The sequence below is a fragment of the Streptomyces sp. NPDC029296 genome (assembly GCF_055569255.1).
On sequence record NZ_JBVHXT010000009.1, the window covers coordinates 19,695 to 42,312 of the forward strand.

The 22,618-nt window shown below is 71.8% G+C and carries 18 protein-coding genes; 5 read left to right on the forward strand and 13 right to left on the reverse strand.

Translation table 11 applies throughout. From position 1 onward, the window contains the following. The first annotated feature begins 22 nt into the window (after positions 1–22). From tal to pgl, 4 genes are read left to right on the forward strand one after another with little or no spacing between them, the layout of a single operon-like run. Positions 23–1,141, forward strand: coding sequence for a transaldolase (tal, locus tag ACZ4W9_RS09940; protein WP_467934479.1), 1,119 nt, complete (start codon positions 23–25; stop codon positions 1,139–1,141). 1 nt (position 1,142) lies between these two features. Continuing rightward, positions 1,143–2,681, forward strand: a complete 1,539-nt coding sequence (gene zwf / locus ACZ4W9_RS09945; RefSeq protein WP_467934480.1) for a glucose-6-phosphate dehydrogenase — start codon at positions 1,143–1,145, stop codon at positions 2,679–2,681. Next, positions 2,678–3,799: a glucose-6-phosphate dehydrogenase assembly protein OpcA gene (gene opcA, locus ACZ4W9_RS09950; protein ID WP_467934482.1), complete on the forward strand. Its 1,122-nt coding sequence runs from the start codon at positions 2,678–2,680 to the stop codon at positions 3,797–3,799. Before zwf ends, opcA begins: the two co-directional genes overlap by 4 nt. Further along, positions 3,796–4,578, forward strand: a complete 783-nt coding sequence (pgl, locus tag ACZ4W9_RS09955) for a 6-phosphogluconolactonase (protein WP_318204148.1) — start codon at positions 3,796–3,798, stop codon at positions 4,576–4,578. The genes opcA and pgl overlap by 4 nt, the downstream gene beginning before the upstream one ends. A gap of 67 nt (positions 4,579–4,645) precedes the next feature. On the opposite strand, the gene pgi is transcribed toward pgl, so the two are convergent. The 12 genes from pgi to uvrC all read right to left on the reverse strand — a co-directional run bounded on the left by pgi (position 4,646) and on the right by uvrC (position 20,370). After that, a complete protein-coding gene (gene pgi, locus ACZ4W9_RS09960) occupies positions 4,646–6,298 on the reverse strand; it encodes a glucose-6-phosphate isomerase (RefSeq protein WP_467934483.1) in 1,653 nt (550 codons plus the stop codon). A gap of 50 nt (positions 6,299–6,348) precedes the next feature. Further along, positions 6,349–7,614: an MFS transporter gene (locus ACZ4W9_RS09965; RefSeq protein WP_467934485.1), complete on the reverse strand. Its 1,266-nt coding sequence runs from the start codon at positions 7,612–7,614 to the stop codon at positions 6,349–6,351. Between the two features lie 123 nt (positions 7,615–7,737). Next, the gene (locus tag ACZ4W9_RS09970) at positions 7,738–8,073 is read right to left on the reverse strand and encodes an RNA polymerase-binding protein RbpA (RefSeq protein WP_078637775.1); all 336 of its coding nucleotides are present in this window, start codon (positions 8,071–8,073) and stop codon (positions 7,738–7,740) included. Positions 8,074–8,304: 231 nt separating this feature from the next. After that, positions 8,305–8,541, reverse strand: coding sequence for a preprotein translocase subunit SecG (gene secG / locus ACZ4W9_RS09975; RefSeq protein WP_467934486.1), 237 nt, complete (start codon positions 8,539–8,541; stop codon positions 8,305–8,307). Between the two features lie 108 nt (positions 8,542–8,649). Then, a complete protein-coding gene (tpiA, locus tag ACZ4W9_RS09980) occupies positions 8,650–9,426 on the reverse strand; it encodes a triose-phosphate isomerase (protein WP_467934487.1) in 777 nt (258 codons plus the stop codon). Between the two features lie 5 nt (positions 9,427–9,431). Beyond that, complete coding sequence (locus ACZ4W9_RS09985) at positions 9,432–10,643, reverse strand: phosphoglycerate kinase (RefSeq protein ID WP_467934489.1); 1,212 nt, start codon at positions 10,641–10,643, stop codon at positions 9,432–9,434. A 134-nt stretch (positions 10,644–10,777) separates the two neighbouring features. Further along, positions 10,778–11,785, reverse strand: a complete 1,008-nt coding sequence (gene gap, locus ACZ4W9_RS09990) for a type I glyceraldehyde-3-phosphate dehydrogenase (protein ID WP_467934490.1) — start codon at positions 11,783–11,785, stop codon at positions 10,778–10,780. A gap of 298 nt (positions 11,786–12,083) precedes the next feature. Next, on the reverse strand, positions 12,084–15,032 hold the full coding sequence (locus ACZ4W9_RS09995) for a M14 family metallopeptidase (RefSeq protein WP_467934492.1): 2,949 nt from the start codon (positions 15,030–15,032) through the stop codon (positions 12,084–12,086). A 157-nt stretch (positions 15,033–15,189) separates the two neighbouring features. After that, positions 15,190–16,179, reverse strand: coding sequence for a DNA-binding protein WhiA (gene whiA / locus ACZ4W9_RS10000; protein WP_014672011.1), 990 nt, complete (start codon positions 16,177–16,179; stop codon positions 15,190–15,192). After that, positions 16,170–17,237: a gluconeogenesis factor YvcK family protein gene (locus ACZ4W9_RS10005; protein WP_467934493.1), complete on the reverse strand. Its 1,068-nt coding sequence runs from the start codon at positions 17,235–17,237 to the stop codon at positions 16,170–16,172. The genes whiA and ACZ4W9_RS10005 overlap by 10 nt, the downstream gene beginning before the upstream one ends. Then, complete coding sequence (gene rapZ / locus ACZ4W9_RS10010; RefSeq protein WP_467934494.1) at positions 17,234–18,265, reverse strand: RNase adapter RapZ; 1,032 nt, start codon at positions 18,263–18,265, stop codon at positions 17,234–17,236. The genes ACZ4W9_RS10005 and rapZ overlap by 4 nt, the downstream gene beginning before the upstream one ends. Beyond that, positions 18,262–20,370 (reverse strand): excinuclease ABC subunit UvrC, encoded by a 2,109-nt coding sequence (uvrC, locus tag ACZ4W9_RS10015; RefSeq protein ID WP_467934496.1) that lies wholly within the window; start codon positions 20,368–20,370, stop codon positions 18,262–18,264. Before uvrC ends, rapZ begins: the two co-directional genes overlap by 4 nt. A gap of 504 nt (positions 20,371–20,874) precedes the next feature. Here uvrC and ACZ4W9_RS10020 point away from each other — a divergent pair. Beyond that, complete coding sequence (locus tag ACZ4W9_RS10020; protein ID WP_467934497.1) at positions 20,875–21,822, forward strand: hypothetical protein; 948 nt, start codon at positions 20,875–20,877, stop codon at positions 21,820–21,822. A 189-nt stretch (positions 21,823–22,011) separates the two neighbouring features. Here the strand turns inward: ACZ4W9_RS10020 and ACZ4W9_RS10025 are convergent, their stop codons facing one another. Then, positions 22,012–22,437: a Rieske (2Fe-2S) protein gene (locus ACZ4W9_RS10025; RefSeq protein ID WP_467934498.1), complete on the reverse strand. Its 426-nt coding sequence runs from the start codon at positions 22,435–22,437 to the stop codon at positions 22,012–22,014. Positions 22,438–22,618 lie beyond the last annotated feature (181 nt).

Sequence of the window (22,618 nt, forward strand, 5' to 3'; positions counted from 1 at the left end):
GACACGTAGGAGATGTAATTCCATGACAGACGCACTCAAGCGCCTCTCCGACGAAGGCGTCGCGATCTGGCTGGACGACCTGTCGCGCAAGCGGATCACGTCCGGCAACCTCGCCGAGCTGATCGACCAGCAGCACGTCGTGGGCGTCACCACCAATCCGACGATCTTCCAGAAGGCGATCTCCCAGGGCGACGGCTACGACCAGCAGCTGTCCGACCTCGCCGCCCGCAAGGTCACCGTCGAAGAGGCCATCCGCATGATCACGACGGCGGACGTCCGCGACGCCGCCGACATCCTGCGCCCGGTCTTCGACGCCACCGGCGGCCAGGACGGCCGGGTCTCCATCGAGGTCGACCCGCGCCTCGCGCACAACGAGCACGCCACCGTCGCCGAGGCCAAGCAGCTGGCCTGGCTGGTGGACCGCCCGAACACCCTCATCAAGATCCCGGCCACCATGGCGGGCATCCCGGCGATCACCGAGGTCATCGGCCTCGGCATCAGCGTCAACGTCACACTGATCTTCTCGCTGGAGCGCTACCGGGCCGTCATGGACGCGTTCCTCACCGGCCTGGAGAAGGCCAAGGAGCGGGGCCTCGACCTGTCGAAGATCCACTCCGTGGCGTCCTTCTTCGTCTCCCGCGTGGACACCGAGATCGACAAGCGGCTGGACGGGATCGGCACCGACGAGGCCAAGGGGCTGCGCGGCAAGGCCGCCCTCGCCAACGCCCGCCTGGCCTACCAGGCGTACGAGGAGGTCTTCTCCTCCGACCGCTGGACGGCGCTGGAGAGCGCCGGCGCCAACAAGCAGCGTCCGCTGTGGGCGTCGACCGGTGTGAAGGACCCGGCGTACCCGGACACCCTGTACGTCACCGAGCTGGTCGCGCCGAACACGGTCAACACCATGCCGGAGGCCACCCTGGAGGCCACCGACGACCACGGCGAGATCACCGGCGACACCATCACCGGCACCTACGAGCAGGCGCGCGCCGACCTCGACGCGCTGGAGCGGCTCGGGATCGCGTACGACGACGTCGTGCAGGTGCTGGAGGACGAGGGCGTCGACAAGTTCGAGGCGTCCTGGAACGACCTGCTCAAGTCGACCCAGGCGGAGCTCGAGCGCCTGGCCCCCTCGGAGGGCTGAGTTGTCACCCGTTTCCGGTTCCGGAGCGAACCCGCTTCGTGACTCGGCCGACCGACGGCTCCCGCGCATCGCGGGGCCGTCGGGCCTGGTCATCTTCGGTGTCACGGGCGACCTGTCCCGCAAGAAGCTGATGCCCGCGGTGTACGACCTCGCCAACCGGGGTCTGCTGCCGCCGGGCTTCTCCCTGGTGGGCTTCGCCCGCCGCGACTGGGAGCACGAGGACTTCGCCCAGGTCGTGCACGACGCCGTCAAGGAGCACTCGCGCACCCCCTTCCGCGAGGAGGTCTGGCAGCAGCTCATCCAGGGGATGCGCTTCGTCCAGGGCACCTTCGACGACGACGAGGCCTTCGACCGGCTGCGCGCCACCATCGAGGAGCTGGACAAGGCACAGGGCACGGGCGGCAACTTCGCCTTCTACCTGTCCGTGCCGCCGCGCTCCTTCCCGGTGGTCATCCAGCAGCTCAAGAAGCACGGCCTGGCCGATCAGACCGGCGGCTCCTGGCGCCGCGCGGTCATCGAGAAGCCGTTCGGGCACGACCTGGAGTCCGCCGAGGAACTCAACAAGGTCGTGCACGAGGTGTTCGAGCCGGACCAGGTGTTCCGGATCGACCACTATCTCGGCAAGGAGACCGTCCAGAACATACTGGCGCTGCGGTTCGCCAACACCATGTTCGAGCCGATCTGGAACCGGTCCTTCGTGGACCACGTCCAGATCACGATGGCCGAGGACATCGGCATCGGCGGCCGGGCCGGGTACTACGACGGCATCGGCGCCGCCCGTGACGTCATCCAGAACCACCTGCTCCAGCTGCTGGCGCTGACCGCCATGGAGGAGCCCGCCTCCTTCGACGCGGACGCGCTGGCCGCGGAGAAGGAGAAGGTGCTCGGCGCCGTCCGGCTGCCGAAGGACCTGGGCGCCAACACCGTGCGCGGACAGTACGCGGCGGGCTGGCAGGGCGGCGAGAAGGTCATCGGCTACCTCGAAGAGGAGGGCATCGACCCGAAGTCGAAGACCGACACCTACGCCGCGGTCAAGCTGGAGATCGACAACCGCCGCTGGGCGGGCGTCCCCTTCTACCTGCGCACCGGCAAGCGGCTGGGCCGCCGGGTCACCGAGATCGCGGTGGTCTTCCAGCGGGCTCCGCACTCCCCGTTCGACACCACGGCGACGGAGGAGCTGGGCCAGAACGCGATCGTGATCCGCGTCCAGCCGGACGAGGGCGTCACGGTCCGCTTCGGTTCCAAGGTCCCGGGCACCTCGATGGAGATCCGGGACGTGTCCATGGACTTCGCCTACGGCGAGTCCTTCACGGAGTCCAGCCCGGAGGCGTACGAGCGGCTCATCCTGGACGTGCTGCTCGGCGACGCCAACCTCTTCCCGCGCACGGAGGAGGTCGAGCTGTCCTGGAAGATCCTCGACCCGGTCGAGGAGTACTGGGACACGCACGGCAGGCCCGCGCAGTACAAGTCGGGCACCTGGGGTCCGGTGGAAGCGGACGAGATGCTCGCACGAGACGGACGGAGCTGGCGCCGGCCATGAAGATAGATCTGACCGACACCACCGCCGGAGACGTCAACAAGGCGCTCGTGCGGGGCCGCCGCGCCATCGGCACACCAGCCGTCGGCATGGTCCTCACCCTCGTCATCGTCACCGACGAGGAGAACGCCTACGACGCCCTGAAGGCCGCCAACGACGCCTCGCGCGAGCACCCCTCGCGCACCCTCGTCGTCGTCAAGCGGGTCTCCCGCGGCCCGCGCGACCGCACCGCCTCGCGCCTGGACGCCGAGGTGCGGGTGGGCGCGGACGCGGGCACCGGCGAGACGGTGGTCCTGCGGCTGTACGGCGAGGTCGTCGAGCACGCCGACTCGGTGGTCCTGCCGCTGCTGCTGCCGGACGCCCCGGTCGTCGTGTGGTGGCCGGTGAACGCGCCGCTCGACCCGGCGAAGGACCCGCTGGGCGCGCTCGCCCAGCGCCGGGTCACCGACAGCTACGCCGCCGAGCAGCCGGTGCGGGAGCTGTCCGCCCGCGCCGCGGCCTACACGCCCGGCGACACCGACCTGTCCTGGACCCGGATCACGCCGTGGCGCTCCATGCTGGCGGCGGCCCTGGACCAGATCGACTGCGAGGTACGCGGCGTCGAGGTGGAGGGCGAGGAGTTCAACCCGAGCTGTGAGCTGCTGGCGATGTGGCTCGCGGACCGGCTGGACGTCCCCGTCCGGCGCTCCCCGTCCCCCGGCCCGGGGCTCACGGCCGTCCGTCTGGACACCAGCCGGGGCCCGATCACGCTGGACCGCGCGGACGGCTCGCTGGCCACGCTCGCCATCGAGGGCCAGCCGGCCCGCGCGGTCGCGCTGAAGCGGCGGGACACCGCCGAGCTGATCGCGGAGGAGCTGCGCCGGCTGGACCCGGACGACACCTACGCGTCGGCGCTGCGTTACGGCGTGGAGCGGCTGACCACGGTGCCCCGGCAGGCCGGCGAGACCCCGGCCGAACCGGCCGCCGAACCGGCCACTGCCCCCGGGGCCGCTGATCCGGAGGCGGCGGCCGAGCCGGTCGCCGAGCCGGAGCCGGTGGAGGAGGCGGCCAAGGCCCCCGCGAAGAAGGCGGCGGCCAAGACCGCGAAGAAGGCACCGGCGAGGAAGGCGACGGCGAAGTGAGCACACCGCAGCTGGTCGTCCACCACGACAAGGAGCTGATGGCGCAGGCCGCCGCGGCCCGCCTGATCACGAAGATCGTGGACGCGCAGGCCTCCCGGGGCACCGCGTCCGTGGTCCTCACCGGCGGCCGCAACGGCAACGGCCTGCTGGCCGCGCTGGCGGCGGCACCCGCCCGGGACGCCGTCGACTGGGGCCGGCTCGACCTGTGGTGGGGCGACGAGCGCTACCTCCCCGAGGGCGACCCCGAGCGCAACGTCACGCAGGCCCGTGAGGCCCTGCTCGACTCCGTCCCGCTGGACCCGGAGCGCGTGCACGCCATGCCCGCCTCCGACGGCCCCCACGGCACGGACGTCGAGGCGGCGGCCGAGGCGTACGCGGCGGAGCTGGCGAAGGCGGCCGGGCCGGAGAACCACGGCGCGGTGCCCGCCTTCGACGTCCTGATGCTGGGCGTCGGCCCGGACACCCATGTGGCCTCGCTCTTCCCGGAGCTGCCGGCCGTGCGGGAGACCGAGCGCACGGTGGTCGGCGTGCACGGCGCGCCCAAGCCCCCGCCGACCCGGATCACCCTCACCCTCCCGGCGATCCGCGCGGCCCGCGAGGTCTGGCTGCTCGCGGCCGGCGAGGACAAGGCGGAGGCCGCGGCCATCGCCCTGTCCGGCGCGGGCGAGATCCAGGCCCCGGCAGCGGGCGCGTACGGCACCCGGCGCACCCTGTGGCTGCTGGACTCGGCCGCGGCCTCGCAGCTGCCGCGGTCGCTGTATCCGCCGGCGTCGCCCTGAGACGCCGGCCGCGACGACGGACGGCGGGGGCCCCGGCCCCCGCCGTCCGCTTTTCCCGGGGCCCGGCTCAGCTCCGGCCGCGCAGCTCCCGGTACCTGGCCACCAGCGCCTTCGTCGACGCGTCCAGGCCGGGGACCTCGGCGCCCTCGGTGAGCGCGGGCTCGACGCGCTTGGCGAGGACCTTGCCCAGCTCCACGCCCCACTGGTCGAAGGAGTCGATGTTCCACACCGCGCCCTGGACGAACACCTTGTGTTCGTAGAGGGCGATCAGCTGGCCGAGCACGGACGGGGTCAGCTCCCGGGCCAGGATCGTCGTGGTGGGCCGGTCGCCCCGGAAGGTCTTGTGCGGGACCAGTTCCTCGGGCACGCCCTCGGCGCGGACCTCCTCGGCCGTCTTGCCGAAGGCGAGCGCCTGGGTCTGGGCGAAGAAGTTGGCCATCAGCAGGTCGTGCTGGGCCTTGAGTTCCCCGCTCAGCTCGGCGACCGGCTCGGCGAAGCCGATGAAGTCCGCCGGGATCAGCTTGGTGCCCTGGTGGATCAACTGGTAGTAGGCGTGCTGCCCGTTGGTGCCGGGCGTGCCCCAGACCACCGGCCCGGTCTGCCAGTCGACCCGCTCGCCGTCACGGGCGACGTACTTGCCGTTGGACTCCATGTCGAGCTGCTGGAGGTAGGCGGTGAACTTCGACAGGTAGTGCGAGTACGGCAGCACCGCGTGCGACTGGGCGTCGTGGAAGTTGCCGTACCAGATGCCCAGCAGGCCCAGCAGCAGCGGCGCGTTGGCCTCGGCGGGCGCGGTGCGGAAGTGGTCGTCGACGAGCCGGAAGCCGTCGAGCATCTCCCGGAACCGGTCCGGGCCGATCGCGATCATCAGGGACAGGCCGATCGCGGAGTCGTAGGAGTACCGCCCGCCGACCCAGTCCCAGAACTCGAACATGTTGTCCGTGTCGATGCCGAAGTCGGCGACCTTGCCGGCGTTCGTGGACAGCGCCACGAAGTGCTTCGCCACGGCCTTCTCGTCACCGAGCGCGGCCAGCAGCCACTGGCGCGCGGAGGTGGCGTTGGTGATGGTCTCGATGGTGGTGAAGGTCTTGGAGGCGATGATGAACAGGGTCTGAGCCGGGTCCAGGTCCCGGATCGCCTCGTGCAGGTCGGCCCCGTCCACGTTCGACACGAAGCGGACCGTGAGATCCCGGTCGGCGAAGCTGCGCAGCACCTCGTAGGCCATCGCGGGGCCGAGGTCGGAGCCACCGATGCCGACGTTGACCACGTTCCTGATGCGCTTGCCCGTGTACCCGGTCCACTCGCCGGAGCGGACCCGGTCGGCGAAGCCGGCCATCCTGTCCAGCACCGCGTGCACCTTGGGCACCACGTTCTCGCCGTCGACCTCGATCACGGCGTCCCGGGGGGCGCGCAGCGCGGTGTGCAGCACCGCCCGGTCCTCGGTGACGTTGATCTTCTCGCCGCGGAACATGGCGTCCCGCAGGCCGAAGACGTCCGTCGCCGCGGCCAGCTCGCGCAGCAGCCGCAGGGTGTCGTCGGTGACCAGGTGCTTCGAGTAGTCGATGTACAGGTCGCCGACCTGGAGCGTGTACCCGGTGCCGCGTCCGGGGTCGGCGGCGAACAGTTCCCTCAGCCGGGTGTCCGCCAGCTCCTCGCGGTGCTCGGCGAGGGCGGTCCACTCGGGCGTCTCGTGGAGCCTGGTACGGCCGTCTGCGTTCATGTCCGACTTCAGCCTTCTTTCCTGCGACCTTGACCGCTGCCGGTTCCAACCTAATTGATCAGCGTCCGGTGCGAGTCGTCGTCCGGCGTCACCACACGTATGTCCCGCTTGCGCAGCGGTATCAGCGCGGTGACGGCCGAGGCGAACAGGACGGCCGCGAGCAGGGCGGGTCCGTTGAGGCCGTACAGCCCGGCCACGGCGCCGCCGAGGAGCGCGCCGAGCGGGGCGCCGGAGACGGAGGCGATGCGGAAGGCGGCGGCGATGCGGCCCCTCATCGACTCGGGGCCGCGTTGCTGCATCAGTGTGACCTGGTTGACGTTCCACACCATGGTCATCGCGCCGAGCAGCAGCATGCCGGCGACCAGCGCGGCCACGTGCCGCACGGAGCCGATGAGCAGCAGCGCGCCCGTCTGGACCGCGCAGCCGAACAGCAGGGCCCGGACCCGTCCCGTACGGCGGGCCACCCGCTGGGCGACGAATCCGCCGGCCAGGCCGCCGGCCGAGTACGCCGTCATGGCGGCGACATAGCCGGTGTCGCCGGCGTCCAGCCAGCGGGTGACGTGCAGCGCCAGCGTGGCGATCAGGGCGCCCATGCCGATGTTGCACAGTAGGGTCGCCAGGCACACCGCGCGCAGCACCCGGTCCCGGCCCAGGGCGCGCAGGCCCGCGCCGATCTCCGAGCGCAGGGTGCTGCCGGCCGCACGCGGCTCCCGTTCCGGCGGCCGTGTCCGCAGGGAGGCCACGAGCGCGGCGGCCACCAGATAGGTGCCGGCGTCCGCCGCGAACGGCGTGCACGCGCCGGCCGCCAGCAGCAGCGGTACGAACGGGGCCGCGAGCAGCCCGCCCGCGAGTTGCTGACCGGTCATCAACCGGGCGTTGGCGCTGCCCAGCGCCCCGCGTGCCACCAGGGAGGGCAGCAGGGCCGTGGCGGCGTTGTCGAAGAGCGTCTGGAGGGCGGTGAGCGAGAAGGCGAGGGCGATCAGCAGCGGGACGGAGGCGTGCCCCAGGCCCACGGCGAGGGCGAAGCCGGCGACGAGCACGCCCCGTACGGTGTCCACCAGCCACATCGCCCGCCGCTGGTCGACCCGGTCCGCCACGGCACCCCCGAGCAACCCGAACAGCAGCCAGGGCAGATAGCCGCAGACGGTGACGGAGGCGACGGCGAGGGGATCGTCGGTGAGGCGCACGGCGAGCAGCGGCAACGCGGAGGTACGCAACGCGTCACCGGACCGGGAGACCACGGCGGCCGTCCACAACCGCCCGAATCCCCCGCGCCAGGCGGGTGTTCCCCCGCTCTCCGACTCGACCCCGGCCACGCTTTCCCCCTCACGACGTGCCGATGCGCACACCGTAGAGGGCGCCACTGACAATCGGCCGGCGTCGCCTGGGCACGGACGGCTCCGGCCGGGCGCCCGTGGGCACCCGGCCGGTGAGAAGTCCTAGATCTCGCCGCGCAGTTTGGCGAGCGCCTCGGCGAGGATCGCCTCGCCGTCCGCGTCGCTGCGCCGCTCGCGGACGTACGCGAGATGCGTCTTGTAGGGCTCGGTGCGCGGCGGGGCCGGCGGGTTGTCCCGGTCCTGGCCGGCCGGGAAGCCGCAGCGGGGACAGTCCCAGGTCTCGGGAACCTGCGCGTCGCTGGCGAAGCTGGGCTGCGTCTCGTGCCCGTTGGAGCACCAGAAGGAGATGCGCAGACGCGGCGCGGACTCGCCGCGCTCGGCCTCGCCCATCGGCCCCGCCCCGACCCGGCTACCTCGGATCGCGTTGCCACTTGCCACGGTCGTAACTCCCTGCGTGATGGTGCCGCGAAGCGAGTCGGCGTTTCGCTTCGCCGCGAGCGCCTCAGTCTACGTAAGGCCCAACGCGCGTCCAGTGATTGGAGTTACCGGCCCCCACACCCAGACGCAAGCCCCATGATAGGCCGCGCTCACAGGCGCGTACCCAACATGGGGCTTTGCGTGGGAAATACGTGGTGCGACCCGGGCCTGCGGCCGGTTCACGGTCGCGTGTCAGTTGTTCGACTTCATCACGAGGCCGAGGACGATGATGCACGCGAACCACAGCACGCCGATCACGATGGTGATCCGGTCGAGGTTGCGCTCGGCGACCGAGGAACCGCCGACGGAGGACTGCATGCCACCGCCGAACATGTCGGACAGGCCGCCGCCCTTCCCCTTGTGCATCAGCACCAGCAGCATCAGCAGCAGGCTGAAGACGATCAGGGCGATCGAGAACCCCAAAACCACGGCTGGACCAACTTCCTCGGATTCGGATGGACGACGGGGGCACAGCCCTCGGCTGTGCCCCCGCAAGAGTACGACGTATCGCCGCTACCGCCTACTCACGGCCCGGCGTCACTGATCGCGGAAGCGCACGATCTTGACGAACTCGTCGGCGTCCAGCGAGGCGCCGCCGACCAGGGCGCCGTCGATGTCGGGCTGGGCCATGATCTCGGCGCAGTTGCCCGACTTCACGGAGCCGCCGTACTGGATGCGGACCTTGTCGGCCACGTCCTGGGAGTACAGCTCGGCGATCTTGGCGCGGATCGCGGCGCAGACCTCCTGGGCGTCCTCGGCGCCGCAGACCTTGCCGGTGCCGATGGCCCACACGGGCTCGTAGGCGATCACGACGGTCTCGGCCTGCTCGGCCGGGAGGTCCTTCAGACCGCCCTCGACCTGGGCGAGGGTGTGGGCGACGTGGTTGCCCGCCTCGCGGACGTCCAGCTCCTCGCCGACGCACAGGATCGGGGTGAGACCGTGCTTGTAGGCGGCCTTGACCTTGGCGTTGACCAGCTCGTCGGTCTCGTGGTGGTACTGGCGGCGCTCGGAGTGGCCGATCGCCACGTAGGTGCACTTCAGCTTGGCCAGCATGGAGCCGGAGATCTCGCCGGTGTAGGCACCGGAGTCGTGCCGGGAGATGTCCTGGGCGCCGTACTTGATCTTGAGCTTGTCGCCGTCGACCAGGGTCTGCACGGAGCGCAGGTCGGTGAAGGGCGGCAGGACGGCGACCTCCACGGCCTCGTAGTCCTTGTCGGCCAGGGCGAAGGCGAGCTTCTGGACGTGGGCGATGGCCTCGAGGTGGTTGAGGTTCATCTTCCAGTTGCCCGCCATCAGCGGCGTGCGCGTGCTCATTGAGGTCAGTCCTCCAGTGCGGCGAGGCCGGGGAGCGTCTTGCCCTCGAGGTATTCGAGGGAGGCGCCGCCACCGGTCGAGATGTGGCCGAATGCCTTCTCGTCGAAGCCGAGCGTGCGCACGGCCGCGGCGGAGTCACCGCCGCCGACGACGGTGAAGCCGTCGGAGTCGACGAGGGCCTGGGCGACCGCCTTGGTGCCCTCGGCGTAGTCGGGGTGCTCGAAGACGCCCATGGGACCGTTCCAGAAGACGGTCGCGGCGTCGGCGAGCTTCGAAGCGTACAGCGTGCGGGTCTCCGGACCGATGTCCAGACCCTCCTGGTCGGCCGGGATGGCGGTCGCGGCGACCGTGGTGGGGTTGGCCGGGGCCTTGGTCTTCAGGTCCGGGAATTCGGTCGAGACGAGGACGTCGACGGGGAGGACGAATTCCACGCCGCGCTCCTCGGCACGCTTCATGTACTCCTTGACCGCCGGGACCTGGTCCTCCTGGAGCAGGGAGATGCCGACCTCGTGGCCCTGGGCCTTGAGGAAGGTATAGGCCATGCCGCCGCCGACGAGGATGCGGTCGGCCTTCTCCAGCAGGTGGTCGATGACGCCCAGCTTGTCGGACACCTTGGCACCGCCGAGCACGACCGCGTACGGCCGCTTGACGTCCTCGGTGAGCTGCTTCAGGACGCCGACCTCGGTGGCGATCAGGTGGCCGGCGTAGTGCGGCAGCCGGGCCGGGAGGTCGAAGACGGAGGCGTGCTTGCGGTGGACGGCGCCGAAGCCGTCGCCCACGTAGACGTCCGCGAGGGCGGCGAGCCGGTCGGCGAACTCCCCTCGCTCCGTGTCGTCCTTGGACGTCTCGCCGGGGTTGAAACGCAGGTTCTCGATGACCGCGACCTGGCCCGGCTGGAGGCCGTCGACGGCCTCGTGGGCGGCGGGGCCGACGGTGTCCTCGGCGAAGGCCACCGGGGCGCCGAGCAGTTCGCCGAGGCGCTCGGCCGCGGGCAGCAGCGAGAAGGCGGGGTCCGGGGCGCCCTTGGGGCGGCCCAGGTGCGAGGCGACGACCACCTTGGCGCCCGCGTCCGCCAGGGCCTTGACGGTGGGCAGGACGGCGCGGATGCGGCCGTCGTCGGTGATGGTCCCGTCGGCCAGCGGCACGTTGAGGTCGGCGCGGACGAAGACCCGCTTGCCGCTCACGCCGTCGGCGAGAAGTTCGTCGATCGTCTTCATGGGGTGGTCTCCTGAGGAGGGCTCGTGTGCACCTGATCGTAAAAGGGCGGGGTCGGTACGTGGGACAGGGCCCGGACAGCGCGGCGGTGCGCTGCCCGAGCCCTGCTCTCACTTCGGGGTCCTGCGGTTTGCGATCAGAGCTGGTTGCCGACGAAGACCGTGAGGTCCACGAGGCGGTTGGAGTAGCCCCACTCGTTGTCGTACCAACCGATGACCTTCACGTTCTTGCCCTCCTGGACCATGGTCAGGGAGGAGTCGAAGGTGCAGGACGCCGGGGCGTTGACGATGTCGGAGGAGACGATCTGGTCCTCGGTGTAGTCGAGGAGGCCCTTCAGCTCGCCCTCGGCGGCCTTCTGGAAGGCGGCGTTGACCTCTTCCTTGGTGACCTCGCGGCTCAGCTCCACGACCAGGTCGGTGACCGAGCCGGTCGGGACCGGGACGCGCATGGCCATGCCGTCCAGCTTGCCCTTGAGGTGCGGCAGGACCAGGGCGGTGGCCTTGGCGGCACCCGTGGTGGTCGGGATGATGTTCTCGGCGGCGGCACGGGCGCGGCGCAGGTCCTTGTGCGGGAAGTCCAGGATGCGCTGGTCGTTCGTGTACGCGTGCACCGTCGTCATCAGGCCCTTGACGATGCCGAAGTTCTCGTCGAGGACCTTGGCCATCGGCGCCACACAGTTGGTGGTGCAGGAGGCGTTGGAGATGACGTTGTGCTGCGCCGGGTCGTACTTGTCCTGGTTGACGCCCATGACGATGGTGATGTCCTCGTCCTTGGCCGGAGCCGAGATGAGGACCTTCTTGGCGCCGCCCGCGAGGTGCTTGGCGGCGTCCTCGCGCTTGGTGAAGATGCCGGTGGACTCGATGACGATGTCGACGCCCAGCTCGCCCCACGGGATGTCGGCCGGGTTGCGCTCGGAGAGCACCTTGATGGTGTGGCCGTCGACGGTGATCGTGTCGGCGGTGTGGGAGACCTCCTGCTTGAGGCGGCCCAGGATCGTGTCGTACTTCAGCAGGTGGGCGGTGGTCGCGGTGTCACCCAGGTCGTTGACAGCCACAACCTCGATGTCCGCTCCCTGCTCCAGCAGCGCGCGGAAGTAGTTACGACCGATGCGGCCGAAGCCGTTGATGCCTACGCGGATCGTCACGAACCGATCTCCTCGTTGGTACGCCGGCTATGCGGTGCCGGCGAGCTCTGTTTGGGATGTCCCCGACCACCCCCGACCCTACCTCTCCGAGGCCCCCTGGGTGACATCGAGACAACCCATACACGGGCAGGCGGTCCGTACCGGCCAGTAGAGGTACGGACCGCCCCGGATCGACAGCGGAATCACCCGCATTTAGTACGGAATGCCAGGCGCTTCCGACGTTGTTTTCACTCGTTCGTGAGCGGGTCGGCTCACTTGATGAACTGCTCGTCCGCGCACCGTTGAGAGGGGTCTCCGCTCACCTGTCGAGCGCGGCGAACGCCTTCCCCAGCAGGGCCGCCCGGCCGGCGGCCGAGACCATCTGTTCCAGCCCGAAGCCGAGCAGCACGGTGTCGCCCGTGGTGACCGCCGCGTACGTCCGGAACAGGGCCCCGGTGCGGGCCCAGTCCTTGCGGACCGGCACACTGCCCGCGGGCGGTCCGACCGCCCGCCAGGCGCCCAGGGACGACTCGAAGCCCTCGGTCTCCCGCGCCGCGCCGCCGACGACCAGCGAGGCGTCGTCGGCGAGGACGCCCCGGCCGCCGGTGCCGGTGTCGGTGAGGTAGCCGATCGAGACCTCGACCTGCTTCCCTGCGTACGCGCTCAGGTCGAAGCCCACCCGCTGCCAGCCGGCGGAGGCGCCGGAGAGGCTGTTCCAGGCACCGCTGGAGCCGGTCGCGGAGCAGTCGGCGGCCGACGGCGTCAGATAGTGCTTCAGCCAGGGGTGCAGCGCGGTCAGGGCGCCGCACTCGTCCGGCACGGTCGTCCGGGTGGCTCCCGAGGCCTCCGGCAGCGTGGTCCAGTCGTCGGCGCCCACGGTGTGCGCCTCCACCACCACGTGGTCGTAGCCGGGCTCCGTGTCCCACAGCAGCCGGGTGCTCAGGGCCGGCCTGTCGGCGGCGGCGACCGAGGTGAGGTCGACGGTGCGGGCGAGCCGCTTGTAGGCGTTGTCGGTGTGCACGGCGGCGGCCATGAAGGCACCCGTGTACGGCCCGTAGGGATTGACCGTTCCGCTGAACGTCCCCGCGCCCGCGCTGTCGAACTGCGGGAACGCGGCGACCGGCAGTTCCTCGGAGGTGACGGCGTAGGCGCCCGCCGCGTCGAGCGGGTTGCCGGGCGCGTCGCCGAGGGCGCCGCCGGCGCCGGCGAGCGCACCGGAGCCGGTGAAGCCGGTGGCCCTTCCGGCCGGCGTACGGCTGTAGGCGCCCAGGTAGTACTGGCTGAAGTCGTCGGAGAGGGTGCCGTCGCCGAGGTCGACGCTGCCGCCGGCCCGCTCGCCGGCCTCGATCAGCCTGCCGCCCTCGTTGAGGTAGGCGCGCAGCCGCAGCTGGGTGGCGTTGCCGGGGCCGTCCGGGCCGGAGTAGTGCACGACCGTCCGGAAGTGCTTCAGCACGCCGAGCGGGTCCGGGGCGCCCTGCGTGGCCACGTCCCAGACGACGGCCCGGTGTCCGGCGGCCCGGACCGCGTCCGCGTAGGCCCGCGCCTGGCCGGCGGCGGTGCCCTCCTCGGCGACCACCAGGGTGTCGGCGGCCGGCCGCCGGGCGACGGTGTAGGTGAAGTGGGGGCTGGAGACCTTCCTTCCGCTCCCGGTCTCGCCGGTGAACCACACCTCGACCCGGTCGCCCGGCTCGCCGTCCCGCACCTTGGCGCGGTACTCGTCGAAGTAGAGGTTGTCCTCGCCGCCGTAGACCTCGCCGCCCTTCCAGGGCCTGAGCGCCTGGTCGAGCGTGCGGCCGCCGTTGACGCGGTACCTCAGCTCCTTGTCCCGGACCGCCTTGCGGGCGACGACCGCGACCTCCTGGTCCGCGCCCCGGGAGTACGACGTGGTGAACGAGGCCGGGGTGAAGTCGGCGGCGTCCAGGCCGACGGTGGAGACCGGCCGGTCGGGGTGCGCCGCGGTCTCGGCGACGGAGAGCGCGAACGGGACGTTCTTCGCGAACTCCCGCTGGATCAGCGTCTCGTCGTCGGGGAAGGTGAAGGACGACCGGCAGTCGCCGCGGTTCCAGGCGTCGTCCGGGTCGCTGTCCGAGGCGGTCTGACAGGTCGACATCTCCGGGGTGAACATGGCCATCCCGTTGACGTTCGACGCGTGGCCGTCCGCCTCGCCGTTGGTGGTGTACAGCTCCGAGGAGACCTGCGGACGGTAGCCGGGGACGGCCGAGTTGTCCGGGGTGCCGGCCAGTGCCCGGTAGAGGACGTCGTCGGGCGTCGGCGTGGCCACCTGCCAGCCCACGCCGTAGAGCAGGAGTTCGGCGGCGGAGTGGTAGTTGATGCCGTAGCGGAAGCCGACCCGCTTCTCCAGGGCGTCCAAGGCCCTGGTCTCGGGTTCGGAGCCGGGACTCGGGCCGCGGTAGGTCTGGCTGGTGGGGTCGGGAGACGAACCCTCGTTGTCGTAGCCCCACTTGTAGGCGAAGTTGCGGTTGAGGTCGACGCCGTCGCCCACGCCGATGGCGCCGTCGCCGTCGACGTCCCGCAGGTTCTTGCGCCACAGGCGGGTGCCGGGGTCCTTGAAGGTGTAGTCGTAGCCGTCGGGGTTGGCCGAGAGGACGAACCACAGCTCTGTCGAGTCGACGATTCTCCGGACGCGCCGGTCGGTCGCGTAGTGGTCCAGGTAGTGGTGCATCAGCCGGCGGGTCATCTCCGGTGTGATCCACTCGCGCGCGTGCTGGTTGGACATGTAGAGCACGGCCGGCCTGGAGCCGTCCCGCGACGTCCGCGCGTTCCTGGTCAGTTTGAGCGCCAGGATGTCCTGGCCGTTGACGGTCTTCCCGATGGACTCGACCTTGGTGAGGCCGGGGTGGGCCCGGGCAGTGCGGAGGATCTCCTCCTTGAGTCCGCCCTTTCCGCCGTACGGGCGGAACACGCCCTGGGCGGCGTCCTCCACCCGGGCCCGGGCCGGGGCGGAGAGGGTGTGTTCGGTGAGGGCCACGCCCTGCTCGCGCAGCCGGGCGGCCTGCTTGCCGGTGAGGTAGACCTCGACCCGGGTCCGGCCGCCCGCGGCCGCCGGCTCACCGAGTTCGTGGCCGTCCTGACCGGCCTTCAGCAGCAGGGGTACCTGCTGCCGGGTGACCTCCGCGCGGTAGACCCCGATCTCGTCGGGCCCCGTGGGTGCCGGGCCGTCGCTCCGTGCCTGGGCCGTGGGTGTGAGGCTCGCTCCGCCGATCATCAGCGCGCCGACAGCGAGGATCGATCTCGCTCTGTGTCTCATGAACCCCCCTACAGGTGGTCCGCACCAGCGGCGAACAGGCTGCCAGGCTCATGGCACTCGATGATCGAGTCAAGGGCGCCTCATGGACATGCGAACGCCGGTGCCGACCACCCGAACGGGGGGACGACGGCACCGGCGAATTGACGATCCGTCCGGTTCAGCCGGCCAGGTTGTCGGCCAGTTCCTCGGTGAGGTTGGCCTCCGTGCCCGGGATGCCGAGGTCGGCGGCGCGCTTGTCGGCCATCGCCAGCAGCCGGCGGATACGGCCCGCGACGGCGTCCTTCGTCAGCGGCGGGTCGGCGAGCGCCCCCAGCTCCTCCAGGGAGGCCTGCTTGTGCTCCATGCGCAGCCGGCCGGCGGCGGCGAGGTGCTCGGGAACCTCGTCGCCGAGGATCTCCAGGGCGCGCTGGACCCGGGCGCCGGCGGCCACGGCGGCCCTGGCCGAGCGGCGCAGGTTGGCGTCGTCGAAGTTGGCGAGCCGGTTGGCCGTGGCCCGCACCTCGCGGCGCATCCGGCGCTCCTCCCAGGCCAGCACCGACTCGTGCGCGCCGAGCCGGGTGAGCAGGGCGCCGATCGCGTCGCCGTCGCGGACGACCACCCGGTCCACCCCGCGCACCTCGCGGGCCTTCGCGGCGATGGACAGCCGGCGGGCGGCGCCGACCAGGGCGAGCGCCGCCTCCGGGCCCGGGCAGGTCACCTCCAGGGAGGAGGAGCGGCCGGGTTCGGTCAGCGAGCCGTGCGCCAGGAAGGCCCCCCGCCAGGCCGCCTCGGCATCGCAGGTGGCCCCGGAGACCACCTGCGGGGGCAGCCCGCGGATCGGCCGGCCCCGCCCGTCGACCAGGCCGGTCTGCCGGGCCAGCTGGTCACCGCCGGCGACGACCCGTACGACGTACCGGGAGCCGCGGCGCAGCCCGCCGGGGGCCATCACGATCAGCTCGGAGCTGTGGCCGAAGATCTCCAGGATGTCCCGCTTGAGCCGGCGCGCCGCCATCGCGGTGTCCAGCTCGGCCTCGATCACGATGCGCCCGCTCACCAGGTGGAGGCCGCCGGCGAACCGCAGGATGGCGGAGACCTCCGCCTTCCTGCAGCAGGTCCGGGTGACGGGGAGCCGGGAGATCTCGTCCTTCACCGCTGCCGTCATCGCCATGGGCCGATCCTTCCATGCATCCGAAAAATACGGTCGTACGCGGCGGCCAACAGCTCCGGGTCGTGCCGGGGCGATCCGTCGGTCCGGGCCACCGGCGCCAGCTCGACCGCCGCTCCCAGCCGCTTGGCGGCCTCGGTGAGCGAATCGCGGTCGGGCACGGCGGCCTCGTCGGCCAGCACCACGTCCAGGGCGAGTTTAGGGGCGTGTCGCCCCAAAACCTCCAAATGACGCTGCGGGGAGAAGCCCTCGGTTTCTCCCGGCTGCGGCGCCAGGTTCAAGGAGAGCACACGGCGCGCCTTGGTCTCGGTGAGGGCGTCCAGCAACTCGGGCACCAGCAGGTGCGGGATGACCGAGGAGAACCAGGAGCCGGGGCCGAGCACCACCCAGTCCGCGTCCAGGACCGCCGCCACGGCCTCGGGGACGGCGGGCGGGTCGTTGGGCACGAGGTGCACGGACTGCACCTCACCGGGCGTGAGGGCGACGGTCGCCTGCCCGCGCACCGTGTCCACGTCGTCCGGGCGCTCCGGGTCGTGTCCCTTGACCAGGGCCTGCAGCTCCAGCGGCACGGCGGACATCGGCAGCACCCGGCCGTGCGCGCCGAGCAGCTTGCCGACCAGGTCCAGGGCCTGCACATGGTCGCCGAGCTGTTCCCACAGGGCGACGATCAGCAGGTTGCCGACCGCGTGCTCGTGCAGATCGCCCTGGGACTGGAAGCGGTGCTGGATGACCCTGGCCCAGGTCTGGCCCCACTCGTCGTCGCCGCACAGCGCGGCCAGCGCCTTGCGCAGGTCGCCGGGCGGCAGCACGCCCAGCTCGTCCCTGAGCCGGCCGCTGGAGCCGCCGTCGTCGGCCACGGTGACGACGGCGGTGAGATCGCCGGTGATCCGGCGCAGCGCGGCGAGCGACGCGGACAGGCCCATGCCGCCGCCGAGCGCGACCACCTTGGGCTGGGCGCCGCGCCGGCGGGGCCGGCCCCCGCGGGCCTCGACCGGGCGTCCGGCGCGTGCCTCGGGCACCATCCGGCGCAGCCTGCCCAGCCGCGGTGTACGTTCCGTCATTCCCGTCCCATGTCCCGGTGCACGACCACCGTCTCCACGCCCTCGGCCGCGAGCCGCGCGGCGAGCTTCTCCGACATCGCGACCGAGCGGTGCTTGCCCCCCGTACAGCCGATGGCGATGGTCACATACCGCTTGCCCTCGCGCCGGTACCCGGCGGCGATGAGCCGCAGGAGTTCGGCGTACCGGTCGAGGAACTCCTTGGCGCCGGGCTGGTTGAAGACGTAGGCCGCGACCTCCTCGTTGAGGCCGGTGTAGGGACGCAGCTCCGGGACCCAGTGGGGGTTGGGCAGGAACCGCATGTCCGCGACCAGGTCGGCGTCGACCGGGAGGCCGTACTTGAAGCCGAAGGACATCACCGTGGCCCGCAGCTCGGGCTCCTCCTCGCCGGCGAACTGGGCGTCCATCTTGGCGCGCAGCTCGTGCACGTTCAGGCTGGAGGTGTCGATCACCAGGTCGGCGTCGCCGCGCAGCTCGCGCAGCAGCTCGCGTTCGGCGGCGATGCCGTCCACGATGCGTCCGTCGCCCTGGAGCGGGTGCGGGCGGCGCACCGACTCGAAGCGGCGGACCAGGGCCTCGTCGGAGGACTCCAGGAAGACGATCCGCCGGGTGACGCCCCGGGTGTCCAGGTCGGCGAGGGACTCGCGGAGGTTGTCGAAGAAGCGCCGGCCGCGCACGTCCACGACGACCGCGATCCGCGCCACGTTGCCCTGCGAGCGGGCGCCCAGCTCCACCATGGTGGGGATGAGGGCGGGCGGCAGGTTGTCCACGACGAACCAGCCGAGGTCCTCCAGACACTTGGCGGCCGTGGACCGGCCGGCTCCGGACATGCCGGAGATGATCACCAGCTCGGGGATGGCCGCCTCGGGGACCCCGGCTGTCTCGCTGCCCGTACTCACCTGTGCTCCGTTGTCCTGGCCCGTCTCCCGGACGGCGTCGGGCCGGGCCGGGCCCTGGCCGGTGCCGTGCCGGACGCCCTGGTCGCCCGTGGCGCCGTGCGTCCGATCTCGCTGTGCGTCGTGCTCCGTCATGTCTCCTGCCCCCGTCGCTCGTCCGGGACGCCCGCGGTCACGGGCTCCCCCGAGGAGTCCCCCGTCGTACCGGGCTCCTCGTCCTCAATGATCTCTCCGGTCGCCGTGTTCACGGCGGGTGCGGCCGGGGCCGCCTGGGCGAGGGCCACGGCGATGGTCTCCGCCGTCTTCCGGCCTATCCCGGGTACTTCCTGGATCTGCTCGATTGTGGCGGACCGCAGCTTCTTCACCGAGCCGAAATGCTTGATGAGCGCCTGCTTGCGGGTTTCTCCCAGGCCGGGGACGTCGTCCAGCGGGCCCGCGCGGAAGCGCTTGGCGCGCTTGGCGCGCTGGTAGCCGATCGCGAAGCGGTGCGCCTCGTCGCGCACCCGCTGGAGCAGGTAGAGGCCCTCGCTGGTGCGGGGCAGGATCACCGGGTCGTCCTCGCCGGGCACCCAGACCTCCTCCAGCCGCTTGGCGAGGCCGCAGACGGCGATGTCGTCGATGCCCAGCTCGTCCAGGGCGCGCTGGGCCGCGGCGACCTGCGGCCGGCCACCGTCGACGACCACCAGCTGGGGCGGGTAGGCGAACTTCCGGGGCCGGCCGTCGTCGTCCTTCAGGGAGTCCGTGATCACCTCGGGGCCGGCGAGCGCGCCGTCACCGGTCCCGGCGCCGGTGCCGTCGGTGCCGGGGACGTCGGTGCCGTCGGCCCACTCCCCCGTCCGCTCCTGCTCGGCGAGGTAGCGCCGGAAGCGGCGGCTGATCACCTCGTGCATGGAGCGGACGTCGTCCTGGCCGGCGAAGCCCTTGATCTGGAAGCGGCGGTACTCGCTCTTGCGCTGCAGCCCGTCCTCGAAGACGACCATGGAGGCCACCACGTCGTCGCCCTGGAGGTGGGAGATGTCGTAGCACTCGATCCGCAGCGGGGCGCTGTCCAGGCCGAGGGCCTCGGCGATCTCCTCCAGCGCGCGCGAGCGGGTGGTCAGGTCGGAGGCGCGCTTGGTCTTGTGCAGCACGAGGGACTGCTGGGCGTTGCGCTGCACGGTCTCCATGAGCGCCTTCTTGTCGCCGCGCTGCGGGATGCGCAGCGACACGTTCGATCCCCGGCGGACGGTCAGCCACTCCTGTACCGGCTCGACCGGCTCGGGCAGGGCCGGGACCAGCACCTCCTTGGGGACGGCGTCCCCGCTCTCCTCGCCGTACAGCTGCTGGAGGGCGTGCTCGACCAGGGCGCCGGTGGTGACGTCCTCGACCTTGTCGGTGACCCAGCCGCGCTGTCCGCGGACCCGGCCGCCGCGTACGTGGAAGATCTGCACGGCCGCCTCCAGCTCGTCCTCGGCGACGGCGATGAGGTCGGCGTCGGTCGCGTCGGCGAGGACGACCGCGTTCTTCTCCATGGCCTTCTTCAGGGCCCCGATGTCGTCGCGCAGGCGGGCCGCCCGCTCGTACTCCATCTCCTCGGCCGCCTCCGTCATCTGCTTCTCCAGGCGGCGGAGGTGGGTGCCGGTGCGGCCGGCCATGAAGTCGCAGAACTCGTCGGCCAGGTCCCAGTGGTCCTCGGGGGTGATCCGGCCCACGCAGGGCGCGGAGCACTTGCCGATGTAGCCGAGCAGACAGGGCCGGCCGGTGCGGGTGGCGTTCTTGAAGACACCGGCCGAGCAGGTGCGCACCGGGAACACCCGCAGCAGCAGGTCGACGGTGTCCCGGATGGCCCACGCGTGGCCGTAGGGCCCGAAATACCGGACGCCCTTCTTCTTGTGACCGCGCATCACCTGGACGCGCGGAAACTGCTCGTTCATGGTCACCGCGAGGTACGGGTAGCTCTTGTCGTCGCGGTACTTGACGTTGAACCGGGGGTCGTACTCCTTGATCCAGGAGTACTCCAGCTGAAGGGCCTCGACCTCCGTGGACACCACCGTCCACTCCACGGACGCGGCGGTGGTCACCATCGTCCGGGTGCGCGGGTGCAGGTTCGCCAGGTCCTGGAAGTAGTTCGCCAGGCGCTGGCGCAGGCTCTTCGCCTTTCCGACGTAGATCACCCGGCGGTGCTCGTCACGGAACCTGTACACCCCCGGAGAGTCCGGGATCTCACCCGGCCTGGGGCGGTAGCTGGAGGGATCGGCCATGTCTCACACCCTACTGGCGAGCACCGACACCGCGTCGGGCCTGTGGATAACCCTCGCCTCCCTGCGGCGGTCTTCCTCGGACCTCGGGTGCGTCCCGAGCCGGCGGTGGGCCGCCGGGCCGGCGTGGCACGGCCACGGGCCTGTGTGCGGCGGTCGGGATCCGGCCATGCGGGGTGCCGGGGTCCCGGCGTCCGCCGGCCGCCGCGCCGTCCTCCGCGGGGGCCGGGACGAGGGCTCATCTCGGCACGTTCCCGGCTCCCGCCGGTCCGCTCCCCTCTCCGCGCGAGGGTGAGGTCCGGCCAGTCGTCCGGAACGGCCGGGTCGAGGTGTTGTCGGGCCATGGTCAACACGCTTCAATGCGGGGGAATCGGGGCCGTGCACCCGTGTGTGCGGGCGCGGCGTGCCCGGCCACGGGTTGTCCGCCACGCCCGCGGAGGGCGGCCCCGCACACCCGCGCAGGCGGTGTGACCAGCCGTAGTGACACGCACAGAGAGGCCCCTCGGCATGCGGCATGCCACAGAGCACGCGGACGTCCCCGCCGCGGAACTGGCCACGGTCCTGCGGGGCGGCCCCTTCCACGTGGCGCTGCGCGCCGCGATCGCCGCACGCGGACTGCCGCTCCAGCGGGTGCAGCACCATCTGTCGCGCCACGGGGTCAAGGTGGGCGTCACCAGCCTGAGTTACTGGCAGCAGGGTGCCCGGCGCCCGCAGCGCCCGGAGTCGCTGCGGGCCGTACGGGCGCTGGAGGAGATCCTCCGGCTGCCGGACGAGTCGCTGATCCGGCTGCTCGCCGAGCCCGGCGGGCACGGATGCGACGACCGCCCGGCGGGCCGCTCCTACCGCTCCCTGGTCGAGGCCTCGGACGTCCTGGACCGGCTCACCACCGGCCTGGGCTGGTCCCCGGACGGCGGACTGCGCACCCTGAGCCACCACGAATGCGTCCGGATCGGCGCCCGGCGCGAACTGGCGAGCCGCGAGGCCCACCACATCGTGCGCGCCCACCGCGACGGCGTCGACCGCTTCGTCGCCGTCCATCACGGCGACCCGGGCTGCGATCCCCGGCGTGTCACCGTGCGCGCCCTGGAGAACTGCCGCACCGGCCGCCTGCGCTGGGACCGGGACAGCGGCGTCCTCGTGGCCGAGCTGCTCTTCGGCACCCGGCTGCGTCCGGGTGACACCTTCCTCTTCCGGTACGCCGTGGAGGACGGCACGGCCGGGGAGTGCCGTGAGTATCTGCACCGGTGCGGCTCCCCCGGCGGCCAGTACGCGCTCCAGGTGCGCTTCGACGCGGCGGCACTGCCGGTGCGCTGCCACCGCTTCTCCCAGCACTCGGCGGCGGCCCCGCGCACCGGCCGGCAGGAGCTGCCCGTGTGCGGTCCCCATCACAGCGCGCATCTGGTCGAGCCGAGGATCCGGCCGGGCATCCTGGGGATCGCCTGGGACTGGGAGTGAGTGGTTCACCACCGCTCGCGCCGCCGGCCCGGGGCGAGCGCCGTACGACGACGGGGCGCACGTGCCGGCGCGGGGGGTGCGGAGGCGCGGGAGGCGCCGGGGGGTGCGGGAGGCGCGTGAGCCTGAGAGGCGCGCGAGGCTTGGGGTGTCGGCCCGGGGCCGCGCCGACCGGCCCCGGCCGTTCTCCGGTCAGTCCGCCGGGCCTGCGACGATCCTGCCGTCGGCGGCCTTCACCGCCAGCTCGCTCAGCGGCTGGGTGGCCGGTGCCTGGACGACTTCGCCCGTCACTGCGTCGAACCGGCTGCCATGGCAGGGGCAGATCAGGGTCGTCCCCTCCAGCTTGTTGATGGGGCATCCCGCGTGTGTGCAGATCGTGCTGTACGCCTTGAGGCCGCCGTCCTTGTCGCGGCTGACCACCACGTTGTGATCCCGGTAGAGCTTCGCCCCGCCCTTCGCGACCTCGCTCTCCTTGCCGAGGTCGACGGACTCGGTGGCGGCGGACGAGGCCGCACCGCCTTGGTCCGAGGAGCACGCGGCCAGGCCGAGCCCGGCGACCGGGGCCGCTGCGGCCCCTCGAAGGACGGTACGACGGCTCGCAAAGGAGCGGGCGGGCATCTGGACTCCACTGGTCAAGGGGTGTGCGGAGCGACGATACCGGGACAGAGGGACCGGCCCGGGGGCGGGGGGCCGGGGACGCGCTCGCCCAGGTGAGCGTTTACGCCGGGCCGGGTCATGGGATAGCGTCCCGGCCGGAAGACGGCCGAGGGCCGGGTGGCCGGACCGGCGAGGAACGGTG